This is a genomic window from Orrella sp. JC864, from assembly GCF_037026685.1.
Taxonomy (GTDB): Bacteria; Pseudomonadota; Gammaproteobacteria; order Burkholderiales; family Burkholderiaceae_B; genus Orrella.
In genome coordinates this window covers 313,418-324,319 of record NZ_JBANET010000003.1, presented here as the reverse complement: position 1 = coordinate 324,319, position 10,902 = coordinate 313,418, and the positions used below count along the sequence as shown (strand labels likewise).

Sequence of the window (10,902 nt, the reverse complement as noted above, 5' to 3'; positions counted from 1 at the left end):
CGGTGCGTGCGCCCGAGGGGCGGCCATTGCCCAGGGCGCCGCGGCCGCTGCGGCCGGCCTCGCGCTGGGCGTCGGCCGCATCCTCGGCGATCTGGGCGGCGCTGCGCGGGGCGGGCGTCCAGCCGGTGACCGGCAGGCGCTCGATCGGCTTCTTGATGAGGTTCTCGATGGCGCGCAGCAGCTTGATCTCGGAAGGATCCACCAGCGAGACGGCCGAGCCCGTGGCCCCGGCGCGGCCGGTGCGGCCGATGCGGTGCACGTAGTCCTCGGGCACGTTGGGCAGCTCGAAGTTGACCACTTGCGGCAGCTGGTCGATGTCCAGGCCCCGCGCGGCGATGTCGGTGGCCACCAGCACCGCGACCTTGCCCTGCTTGAAGCCTTCCAGCGCCCGGGTGCGGGCCGCCTGGCTCTTGTTGCCGTGGATGGCGGCCGCGGACAGGCCGTCCTTGACCAGCTTTTCGGCCAGGCGGTTGGCGCCGTGCTTGGTGCGGGTGAACACCAGCACCTGGTGCCAGCCGCTTTCGCGGATGATGTGGCTGATCAGGTCGCGCTTGTGGATCTGCTCGACCATGTGCACGGTCTGGTGCACGCGCTCGGAGGCGGTGTTGCGCGGCGTGACCGAGACTTCGCCGGGGTTGTTCAGCACGCCGCGCGCCAGCGTGCGGATCTCGTCGGAGAACGTGGCCGAGAACAGCAGGTTCTGGCGCTGCTTGGGCAGCGCGGCCAGGACCTTGCGGATGTCGCGGATGAAGCCCATGTCCAGCATGCGGTCGGCCTCGTCCAGCACCAGGATCTCCACGCCCGACAGGTCGATGGTGCGCTGGCCCAGGTGGTCCAGCAGCCGGCCCGGCGTGGCCACCAGGATATCGAGCGGCTTCTTGAGCGCGGTGATCTGCGGGTTGATGTTCACGCCGCCGAACATGACCATGGAACGGATGGGCGTGTGCTTGCCGTAGGTCTGCACCGACTCCTCGACCTGCGCGGTCAGCTCGCGCGTGGGCGTCAGGATGAGCACGCGCGGTCGGCCGGGGCGCTGCTGCGCGATCGGACGCTGCAGCAGCAGGTGCAGGATGGGCAGGGTAAAGCCCGCGGTCTTGCCGGTGCCCGTTTGCGCGGCGGCCAGCAGGTCGCCGCCCTTGAGCACTTGCGGGATGGCCTGGGCCTGGATGGGGGTGGGTTGGGTATAGCCCGCCTCGGTGATGGCGCGCAACAGCGGCTCGGCCAGCGCGAGGTCGGCAAAAGTAATCTGGGTAGACAAGGAATGCTCCAGCTACAGCCTGTCGCTCGGGAAGAGAGACTCCAATCCAGGCCGATGCAAAGGGAGTGAAAAAACCGGTGGGCCCGTGTGGCCCGGCAGGCGCCGCGCTTGCGGCGTCAGGCTGCCTTCGGTGGCGTCGTGCCGATTGGCTGGGCACGACCTGAGGCTATTGTACCTGAGCGGGTGTTGCCCGCTTGTTACGGCTGCACGTTTTTATCCACGCCCTGGCCGCGCAGGGCGGTATCGCGCTCTTCGAGCAGCGCCTGGGCCAGCAGGCCGATGGCCTGCTCGCGCGCGCTGCCGGGCTGGTAGTCGTCCCCGCAGGCCGACCAGTGAGGCTGGCCGCGCGCATCGCGCAAGGGCGAAGGCAGCGGCCCGCGCCGCAGCGAGTCGGCGCCGGTGCCTTGCAGCGTGACCGGATCGCGCGCGGCATGGCCGCGCCGCTCCAGCGCGTCGGCCAGCAGGCACTGGCGCACCGCCAGCAGGCGCAGCACGTCATCGCCCACGCTCAGTTCCTGGCGGCCGCGCAGGCGGCCCAGCAGCCGCTTGCCCCAGCGCTCGCCGCCCTGCCACAGGCCGCCGGCAGCCGCGCCCACCAGCATGCCGGTGCCCAGGCTCAGGCCGGCCAGCATCACGTCCACGGCCGCGCCGGCCATGGCGCCGGCCGCCGCGCCCTTGCCCACCTGGATGCCCATGTCGCGCAGCGCCTGGGGGTTGAACAGGTCCATGCCCCAGCGGTTGCCGGTCAAGGGCAGGTCGCCCGCCGCATAGTCGCTGGCCCGGAAGTTGTACAGCGACAGCAGCGCCAGCACGCAGGCCTGCTCGCGCTGGCGCACGCGCGACTGCAGCGCCTGGGCGGCGGCCTGCATGGCCGCCTCGTCGGCCTGGCCGGGCACTTTCAGGGCGGCCGCGTCGATCAGCAGCTCGGCCACCAGCCGCAGCGCCGCGCGGCGCCGCTCCATGCGCTGGGTTTCCAGGTCCTGGACCAGGCGCTCCAGGCCGGCGTTGCGGTCCTGGTCCAGCAGCATGCCCAGGCGCGTATAGAGCTGGCGCTCGCCGTCCAGGGCCGGGGCGACCGTGTCGAACTCCACCTGCGCATGCAGGCCCAGGCGCGAGAGCGCCGCGCGCCACTCGGGCGTGCGGCGGTTGTCGCTGTGCACGAAGTTGATCACCGGCAGGATGGGCCTGCCGCAGTCGGCCAGCAGGGCCAGCTCGTCGCGATGCTTGCTCAGCACCGGATCGCGGGCATCGATGACGTAGAGCGCGGCGTCGCAGGCCAGCAGCTTGGCCAGCACGCGCGCTTCCTGCTCGAAGCGGCCGCGCGCCTCGGGCGTGTCCAGAAAGCGCGCGATGCGCGCCGGCCCGTCCAGCCGCCCGGCCGGCCGCGGCAGCTGCTCCAGGTAGTCGCGCAGCGCGATGCCGTCTTCCAGTCCCGGCGTATCGAAGAGTTCGAGCACGGGTTCGCCGTGCAGCATCAGCCGCGTGCCTTCGACGTGGCGCGTGGTGCCCGGCTCGTCGGCCACCTTGCCAAAGCCCGGGTCGCGCGTGAGCGTGCGCAAGAGCGAAGTCTTGCCGGTATTGGTGTGGCCGACCACGGCCAGCTTGAGCGGCGCGCCGGCCGGTTCAGGCATCTTCTTTGTCTCCGTGCTGCAGCCAGTGCAGCGCCGCCTGGCTGTCGCGGGTAATGGCCTGCGCGGGCAGGCCGGCCTGCGTCAATTGCGCCTGCCAGCCTTGCAGCCGGGCGGGTTCGGCGCGCTCGCCCGCACGCAGCCACACGCGCGTGCTGGCCGCGTGCCCGGCCAGCTCCAGCAGCAGGCGCAGCGTGCCCCGGTCCGGCGTCTGGCGCGCATCGCAAGCCAGCAGCAGGCGCCGGGCGGGCGCCTGCGCCAGGCGATCCAGCAGCACGCGGCGCTGCTCGCGCGTGTCCACGATGCCGGCATCGTGCAGGCCTGCCGGCAGCCTGGGCCAGGCAAGGTCCGAGGGAATCTCGATGCCGGCCAGCACCAGCCCCGTGCAGGGCTGGCCCGCTTCGGCCTGCCCGGGCCGGTGCTGCGGCAGCTCGGGCGTGCCTTCGGGCGCATCCGGGCCCAGGCGTTCGACGGCCGGCATCAACCGGTCGCGCAGGCTGGCCAGCCCCGGCAGGTTCGGGTCCAGCCCGAGCCGGGCCCGCACGCGCCAGAGCTGCGCGGCGCAGGCCAGCAGCGCCAGCAGGCGCGGCGCGATGCCGTAGACGACCAGCGCGCCGACCAGCCAGCCGGACCATTGCGCCTGGACCGCCGCGGGCACGGCCTGCAGGCCGTCGCTGGCCAGGATGGCCGCCGCATCGGGCATCGCAAAGCCCAGCTGCTGCGGCAGCCAGCCCAATGCGCGTGTCACGCGCACGAAGGTTTCCGGTTCCAGGATGGTGGTTTCCCAGGCGAAGGCATAGCGCCGCGTGGACAGCGCCACCAGCAGCGCGGCCAGCGCCGCCGACAGGCCGGCCAGCCAGATGCCGTGGGTGATGGCGCCCAGCAGCCAGCGCAGGCCGCCATGGCGCGAAAGCAAGGTGGCGAAGGCCTGGGGCGCCAGCGCCGCGTCGGGGCCGCGCGCCAGCTTGCGCGAGGCCCACAGCCAGGCCTGGCCCAGCCATGCGCCTTCGCTGCGCAGCAAAAGCCCCAGGGGCCAGAGCAGGAAGGTCAGGGCATGCAATCCCAGCAGCGCGCCCAGCGCCCAGATCACGTTGACCGGCCGCTGGCCTCCGCCCAGCGCGCCGAACGCCGTGCTGGCCCCGGCCAGCAGGGCCAGCGCCAGCAGCACGGCCAGCGCCAGCAGGCTGGCGCGCCGCCAGTCGGCCACGACGCGCGCCAGGCCGCTTTGCTCGCCCAGCCACCGGGCGCGCGCCAGCATGCGGTCCTGCAGCGAGCCGCCCTGCGCGCGGGCGCGCCGCACCGCCTCGCCATCATCGAGCGGGCCCCAGTGCGCCTCGCGCAAGCGCAGGGTTTCGGCCAACCAGAAGCAGGAGAGGGCGGGTCGGGTGCGTTTCAAGGCCTGGGCGGAACGTCGTTTTGCCAGCGCGGCGCGGCCGCGCGAAAGAGGGCAATTTTAGACGCGCCGCGCAGGCCCTGGGCGCGCGCTCACATGTGGCTACATTCTCTGCCCCGGCCAAAGGCGCGCCGGCCGGGCCCGGCGCTTGCCGGCCCCGTCGCCGGCCCCATGTAGGGGCGTTCCACGGCACGCGCCGCTGCGGTACCATAGCCGCATGAACGTGGCCTCGCACATCCCCGCGGCATCCATCGCCCTGCTCGGCGCGCCCTTGGCGCGCCGCGATGCCGCGCGCCCGTTCTGCACCGTCCAGGACACCGACGCAGACACCTAGGCCCGGCGGCCCGCACCCCCCTCACCCAAGGGGATCGGCCGCCGGGCCAGACCCGCTTTCCGCTCATCACCCTGTGTCTACCGGAGTCCTTGCATGTCCCCCGCTACCGAACGCATCTTTTCCGAACTCGACCGCATGCGCATCGACCGCCTGGCCGCGCGCCTGCGCACGCCTGACGGCGCCGTGCCCACCGTGCTGCAGGCTTTCGACGAAGGCGACTTCCTGATGCCGCAGGAGATGCCGCCGGACGTCGTCACCGTCAATTCGCGCGTGCTGCTGGTGGATGGGGCCGGCGAGCGCCGCGAGATCGTGGTGTGCTATCCGGAGCAGGCGGACCTGGCCAGCGGGCATATCTCGGTGCTCTCGCCCCTGGGCGGGGACCTGCTGGGCCGGCGCGTGGGCGAGTCGGTGGACTGGCCCGGCGCCGACGGCCGGGCGGTGCGCTTGCGCATCGAGGCGCTGCTGTTCCAGCCCGAGGCCAATGGCGAATACGCGCGTTAGCCAGGCGCTCAGGGGCTGTTGAGCCGGTTGCCCGAGCCGCTGCCCGAGCGGCCCGCGCCGGGGCCGGCCGCCTCGGCGGCCGTGCCGTCCCCCACGTTGGGCGTGGACCCGGACGCGCGCCCGCTCTGGCCCGACTCTTTCTTGGTGCCGCTGGGCGAGGGGTGGGTGGAGCCCGTCTCGGCGGGCCGGCCCGGCGTCTCGCGGCGCTCGTCGGTGCGCACGTTCTGCCCGGCATCGGCCGGCCGGGTGTGCTTGTGTTCGTATTCCGGCCGGTCCTGCTTGACCCCGGTGGTCGTTTCCATGCCGGAATTGGCGCCCGCCGTGCCCAGCGCCATCGCCAGCAGCCCGCCCAAAACCCATGTCCTGTGTCGCATGCCGTTCCTCCTGGGACGCAGCCGCCGCATCGGCGCCGCGCCATTCGCCAGCCGGGTACCGCGCCCCTGGCCATGCGACAAGGGTAGGAGAGGGCGCGGCGCGGCGCGTTACCTGTGGTTTCCGTATCCTGCGCGGCGGCACAGCGGGCGGGCAAGACCGGGCGCGGTCCGGCTGGCCGGGACAGATGCCGCAATAACTCTTACATGCGCCGGGCGGGCTGGGTGCTTGCCGGACGGCGCATGCCGGCGCTTGCCTAGGCCGGTGCGCGGAACGCGCGCGGCGATGTCCCCAGCGTGCGCCGGAACATGGTGGAGAAGGCGCTCGGGCTTTCGTAGCCCAGCTCCAGGGCTACCTGTGTGACGGACAGCCCGGCGCTGAGCAGGCGAACGGCATGAAGCAGGCAGGCCTGCTTGCGCCATTGCACGAAGCTCAGGCCCGTCTCGGCGCGGAATCGCCGGTACAGCGTGCGGGCGCTGACGCCGGCCGGATGGGCCGGATCGTCCAGGCGGCTCGGCTGCTCCAGCAAAGCCTCGCACAGCGCGAGCAAGGCGGGGCTGGCGGGCATGGGCAAGTCCAGCGCGCAGCGCGGCAGCCGGCCGATCTCCAGGACCGCCAGGCGGCCGGTCAGGGCGATGGCCTGGTCATCGCCCTGCTCCTGCAATGGCGAAGTCAGGCGCAGGATCAGCTCGCGCAGCAGCGCCGTGACCTCCAGCACCACGCAGCCTTGCGGCAGCGCCGCGGCGCTGGCCGCGTCCAGGTAAAGGGTGCGCATGTGCAGCGCGCCGTGGGCGTCGATGGCGTGTTCGGTGTGCGCGGGTATCCACAAGGCCCGGCTGGGCGGCACCAGCCAGGCGCGGCCCGGCGTGCGCACGAGCATGGTGCCGGCCGCGGCAAACAGGAACTGGCCGCGGATATGCCGGTGGGCCGCGATATGCGTGCCGGCGGGAAAGGCGATGCGGCGCGCCACCAGCATCGGCCCCTCGGTGGCCGCGGGCAGCACGACCGGGGAACGGGCGCTGGGGCCGGCTTGCAGGGCCAGCGTGTCCATTTTGCGATAGTTTGCTGGAAAACCTCGAAAGACGACTGATTCTATATCCGGCAGACTGCCGATCACCAGCCGGGCGCGCAGGCGCATCCCGGTTGCGGTGGACGGACCTTTTTCGTGCTTGGAAACATGAATACCAGACTCTCGCCGGCTCCGCCGAGCCAGGACGGCGCCAAAGACCATCCTCGGCAGGTCGTGCTGCTGCTGAACGTGGGCCATGCGCTCGATCACCTGTTCCTGCTGATCTTCGCCACGGCGGTAGGCACGATCGCCGCCGAATTCGGCTACACCCGCTGGGAGGACCTGATGCCCTACGGCGTGGGCGCGTTCTTCCTGTTCGGCCTGGGCTCGGTGCCGGCCGGGCGCCTGGGCGACCTGTGGGGGCGCCGGCAGATGATGCTGGTCTTTTTCTTCGGCCTGGGCGGCGCGGCGCTGCTCACCGCCCTGGCGCAAGGCCCCTGGCAGCTGGCGGCGGGCCTGACCGCCATCGGCCTGTTCGCCTCCATCTACCATCCCGTGGGCATTCCCATGCTGGTGCAGCGTTCCAGCCGTCCCGGCTCGGCCATCGGCATCAACGGGCTGGCGGGCAACCTGGGCGTGGCCGGCGCGGCGCTGCTCACTGGACTGCTGGTGCAGGCCTGGGGCTGGCGCGCGGCCTTCGCCGTGCCCGGCGCCATCGCCGTGGCCTGCGGCCTTGCCTTCGCGCTGCTGTGCGAGCCCCAGGGGCCGGCGCCGGCGCGCAGCCGCAAGCCGCCGCAAGTGGTATTGCCGCCCAGGTTGCTGGCGCGCGCCTTGGTCGTGATGACGGCGGCGGCCGTCACGGGCAGCCTGCTCTTTAACTTCACCACCAACGGCAACACCCAATTCCTGACCGAGCGATTCGAGGGCCTGGTCGAAGACCCCGCGAAGATCGGCCTGCTGCTGGCCAGCATCTACGCCCTGGCGTCCCTGACCCAGGTGGTGGTGGGCAAGCTGATCGACAGGGTGCCGCTCAAGCGCCTGTACCTGTGCCTGGTGCTGGCGCAGATCCCCTGGCTGGTCCTAGCCGCCCTGACCAGCGGATGGTGGCTGTTCCTTGCCCTGCTGGGCGCCATGGTGTGCATCTTTGGCAGCATCCCCTTTACCGACGCCATGATCGTCAGGTACGTGGACGACAGCGTGCGCTCGCGGGTGGCCGGCATGCGCCTGGCCGTCTCCTTCGGCATCAGCTCGCTGGCGGTCTGGCTGCTGGGCCCGGTGGTGAAGGCATCGAGCTTTGCCTCGCTGTTCCTGGGCATGGCCGGCATCGCGGCCTGCACGGCGCTGGTGGTGCTGCTGCTGCCGTCGGAGCGGGATGTCGCGGGGCAGGGGGCCGAAGGGCGGTGAAGCGGCGCTTGGAGGGGTGGCGATGCGCCTGTGCTGAATTGGTGCCGGTGAAAGGAATCGAACCCTCGACCTTCGCATTACAAGAACGAAGGCCCATGTTTTACGGAAGTTGCCGAAACGTCAAAAAGCTAGCATTCATGCGGGTTTTCGGCAGATTCCAGGAGTCCCGGGAATATCGAAAAGTGCCTATTTCTGTGTAGTTTTGCACGCCCAATTACACAGGAATTACACGCGCGCCCTAAAGGATTGGCAGCCCGGGCAAGGATTTGGCGGCGGAAGTCATTTGTGCAAATAGACAGTCCGTCCAAATGGGGGATAGGTTGAGGTGACGTCATATACCTCGTGCGAAGAAATAACGTTTCCGCTAGCGTCGATGACGTCGAAGTAGTAGATGTCTATGTCTTGACCTTTTCGTTGCCCCAACCATTTCGAGTCCGTCTGCACTACAGTGCAGCCCTCCGGGCATGGAACCTTCTGTGCGTGCTCGTCCAAAATATGCTCCTGTAATGCCTGACTCAAGAAGTATCTACAAGTCACTATACACAATCAATGGTTTCTGATTCCGAGGCTGCAAGCTGCCGTAAGGTATAGGCCCTCCCTTGCGATCTCCGCCACTGGTAGAAAAGGCCCATGCCGGCTGAGAAAAGCTCGAAGCGATTTGCTTTTTTTCTTCACGTTTAGGAATGAAAGGTTGGGGCCGTGGTCTCCGAGAAAGGGGGCGCTCAATTTTTGAGCACCCTCCCCTCGGTCATCGTCCCACCCTCCGGATCGGATAGGTGGCTTCCATCGCCTGCGCCATCCTCCCGTTGCCTCTGATGTCGGCCACGAAGATGTTGATAATTTCCTCGCGGTCGGTGGTTTCCGTCTCCACTTGCCCGGCGCGGGACCGATCCTCAATCAGGTTGATGATGGGCTGTCCGCCACGGTTGCCGTTGACATCGATGCGGTCCAGGGTCGAATCCAGCCTTGCACTGGTCTGGGCGGTCATCACGCGCTCGCCCTTCTCCAAAAGCCACGTGCCGGTTTGTGGCACTGCGTCGATGCCATCGTGAGCCATGCCTACAATCGTCTGAGCCGCGATAGACGCCACTGAAGCGTAGCCAGTGACACGAACGAGGGTTGACATGGGGATACCCAGAACCGGCCCCATGGTCAGCGCCTTGGTTGCCGCCTCTTCGGTGTTGACGATGGCCTGTGCGATTGCCGCGGCCTTGCTCGCGAGGAACAGCGCCTTGTAGGCGGCGGAACCCTCTTTGCCCATCATGTCCAGCATCCCCACGGTCTGCATGGTCATGTCCGCGAACATGGCCAGAGAAGCCGTTTTGTACGCCGTCTGGATGTTGGTCAGGCGGTCATTGTTTTGCCTGTTGATCTCGGCGACCGCGCTGGCGTAGGTCTCTTCGTTGATAAGCTTTTCGTCCAGAAAGCTACGCTGCATCTCGAGCTGGGCCTGATACCACTCTTCCAGTTCTTCGCGGGCATCCTGCACCTTCGCCAACTCGCCAGCCGCGCCCCTATGGTGGCGTCAAGTCCGCCATACTCCGGGGCATCATCGATGGCTGCCTTGGCGATTCTCTCTGCCGTTGTCGCGTATTCCTCCAGCCCAACCTTTGCCTCGCGCAGCACGGCAATCCGTTCGCGTGCCAGATCCAGGGACTGCTCCTCATCGGTGCGCAGAGACTTCACCAGGTCCTGGTAGGCCTCCTGGGCTTTCTCCATGTCCTGTAGGACTGTGAGGTTGTCATGGAGGGTCAATGCACGCTCGCGCATGACCTCCGAGCCTTTGGCGATTTCTATCCGGTAGCGCTCCGCTGCCGCCTCTGACTTGCCGAAGATGTCGATCTGCAATTGCAGGTCGGCCACCATCGCAGTCAGATCGTCCTGGGGCTTTCCTGGGGCGGGCGGTGGGGGCGGTAAATCGCCAGTGACTTTGATCGGGGGAAGCTGAGGGACCCCGCCATTTGCACGCGCCAGGCGCCGGTTCACCAGCGCCAGCCGCGCTTCCCCCGCTTTGACCACATCGTCAAGCACCGCGATACGCTGGCGCAGGCTCTGCGTCACATCCTCGGGGTCGCTGTCCAGTTGAGCCCGCAGGGCGGCCAGGGCACGGCGATTGTCGTTCAGTCGGGCCGTGACGGTCTCGATCTCCTTGGCCGGATCCTTGTCGCCAAACAGCCAGTCCAGCACGTTCACCTCAAGTGAGGTAATCATGCTGCCCGATACTCGGGCGGCTTCGGCCAGGCCGCCGGTCAAGTTTGCGATGACCGGGATCACCTGCTGCGCGATGTTGTTCTTGAGCGAAGTGAGCGATGTTTCCAGTTCTCGCATGGAGCGGTTCATCTCCACGGCGCTTCTGATGGTTTCGTTGCTCATCACGGCGCCCAGCGACCGCGCCCTTTGCTCCATGTCGCGCAGCCCACTGGCGTTGTTCTTCAGGAGCGGGATCAGCAGCGAAGAGTCGCTGGCCATCGCCTCCATGTAGAACACCAGTTCACTTTGCGACAGGTTGGCTTTCTCCAGGCTGGAGTAGAAAAGCTCGAGCGCTTCAGGGCCAGAGAGACGGCGGAATTGCTCAATGGTGACGCCTATCCGGGGGGCGATCTTCTCGAAGAAGTCGGCCATTGGTCCGCCGCCCGTTTGCAGGAAGTCGCCTACCCGATCCTGCACGTCCTTCAGGATATCCGCCAACTTTTCTTGCTCGATCCCCGCTGTCTGGGCAGCATAGGCGACGGCCTGGAACCGCTCCGCCGACGTGTTAGACAGGGTGGCCAGCCGCGATATTTCCTGCGCACTCTGCGCGGTGGAACGCACCAGGGCGACCGTAGCTGTCGTTGCGGCCGCAATCGCGGTGACGGACACGGCGCCGATGCGAGCTAGCGACCGGTCGATTTGCTTGGCACGCTGGTCGGCCGTGCGCGAAGCCCTGTTCATGCCATCCTCGAAACCCCCTGTGCGGGTGATGAGGTCGACAGTCAAGGTTCCTAAGCTGCGGGTCGCCATCTT

General features: G+C 68.6%; 9 protein-coding genes. 2 read left to right on the top strand and 7 right to left on the bottom strand.

Annotation, left to right across the window (positions count from 1 at the left end; all coding sequences use genetic code 11):
* The 3 genes from V8Z80_RS04915 to V8Z80_RS04905 all read right to left on the bottom strand — a co-directional run.
* On the bottom strand, positions 1–1,258 hold a 1,258-nt coding region (locus tag V8Z80_RS04915; RefSeq protein ID WP_336061190.1), incomplete at its 3' end, for a DEAD/DEAH box helicase.
* A 197-nt stretch (positions 1,259–1,455) separates the two neighbouring features.
* Positions 1,456–2,889: a GTPase/DUF3482 domain-containing protein gene (locus V8Z80_RS04910; RefSeq protein ID WP_155196428.1), complete on the bottom strand. Its 1,434-nt coding sequence runs from the start codon at positions 2,887–2,889 to the stop codon at positions 1,456–1,458.
* A complete protein-coding gene (locus tag V8Z80_RS04905) occupies positions 2,882–4,282 on the bottom strand; it encodes a DUF2868 domain-containing protein (RefSeq protein ID WP_155196427.1) in 1,401 nt (466 codons plus the stop codon). The genes V8Z80_RS04910 and V8Z80_RS04905 overlap by 8 nt, the downstream gene beginning before the upstream one ends.
* A gap of 424 nt (positions 4,283–4,706) precedes the next feature.
* Between V8Z80_RS04905 and V8Z80_RS04900 the strand changes: the two genes are divergently transcribed.
* On the top strand, positions 4,707–5,114 hold the full coding sequence (locus V8Z80_RS04900; RefSeq protein WP_336061188.1) for a GreA/GreB family elongation factor: 408 nt from the start codon (positions 4,707–4,709) through the stop codon (positions 5,112–5,114).
* An 8-nt stretch (positions 5,115–5,122) separates the two neighbouring features.
* Here V8Z80_RS04900 and V8Z80_RS04895 read toward each other — a convergent pair whose 3' ends face one another.
* Together V8Z80_RS04895 and V8Z80_RS04890 are read right to left on the bottom strand one after the other, a co-directional pair.
* A complete protein-coding gene (locus V8Z80_RS04895; protein ID WP_336061187.1) occupies positions 5,123–5,488 on the bottom strand; it encodes a hypothetical protein in 366 nt (121 codons plus the stop codon).
* 254 nt (positions 5,489–5,742) lie between these two features.
* Positions 5,743–6,537, bottom strand: a complete 795-nt coding sequence (locus V8Z80_RS04890; RefSeq protein ID WP_155196424.1) for an AraC family transcriptional regulator — start codon at positions 6,535–6,537, stop codon at positions 5,743–5,745.
* A 126-nt stretch (positions 6,538–6,663) separates the two neighbouring features.
* Here V8Z80_RS04890 and V8Z80_RS04885 point away from each other — a divergent pair, with 126 nt between their 5' ends.
* A complete protein-coding gene (locus V8Z80_RS04885; protein WP_336061186.1) occupies positions 6,664–7,899 on the top strand; it encodes an MFS transporter in 1,236 nt (411 codons plus the stop codon).
* Between the two features lie 748 nt (positions 7,900–8,647).
* Here V8Z80_RS04885 and V8Z80_RS04880 read toward each other — a convergent pair.
* On the bottom strand, positions 8,648–9,337 hold the full coding sequence (locus V8Z80_RS04880; protein ID WP_336061185.1) for a hypothetical protein: 690 nt from the start codon (positions 9,335–9,337) through the stop codon (positions 8,648–8,650).
* Positions 9,244–10,899 carry a hypothetical protein gene (locus V8Z80_RS04875; protein WP_336061184.1) on the bottom strand — a complete coding sequence of 552 codons (1,656 nt, stop codon included), beginning with the start codon at positions 10,897–10,899 and terminating at the stop codon, positions 9,244–9,246. The genes V8Z80_RS04880 and V8Z80_RS04875 overlap by 94 nt, the downstream gene beginning before the upstream one ends.
* Positions 10,900–10,902: the final 3 nt, after the last annotated feature.

Bases quoted from the DNA above. Each gene is read 5' to 3' on its own strand.
- V8Z80_RS04910 (WP_155196428.1), bottom strand. From the start codon at position 2,889: ATGCCTGAACCGGCCGGCGCGCCGCTCAAGCTGGCCGTGGTCGGCCAC.
- V8Z80_RS04900 (WP_336061188.1), top strand. From the start codon at position 4,707: ATGTCCCCCGCTACCGAACGCATCTTTTCCGAACTCGACCGCATGCGC.
- V8Z80_RS04895 (WP_336061187.1), bottom strand. From the start codon at position 5,488: ATGCGACACAGGACATGGGTTTTGGGCGGGCTGCTGGCGATGGCGCTG.
- V8Z80_RS04890 (WP_155196424.1), bottom strand. From the start codon at position 6,537: ATGGACACGCTGGCCCTGCAAGCCGGCCCCAGCGCCCGTTCCCCGGTC.
- V8Z80_RS04885 (WP_336061186.1), top strand. From the start codon at position 6,664: ATGAATACCAGACTCTCGCCGGCTCCGCCGAGCCAGGACGGCGCCAAA.
- V8Z80_RS04880 (WP_336061185.1), bottom strand. From the start codon at position 9,337: ATGCAGCGTAGCTTTCTGGACGAAAAGCTTATCAACGAAGAGACCTAC.
- V8Z80_RS04875 (WP_336061184.1), bottom strand. From the start codon at position 10,899: ATGGCGACCCGCAGCTTAGGAACCTTGACTGTCGACCTCATCACCCGC.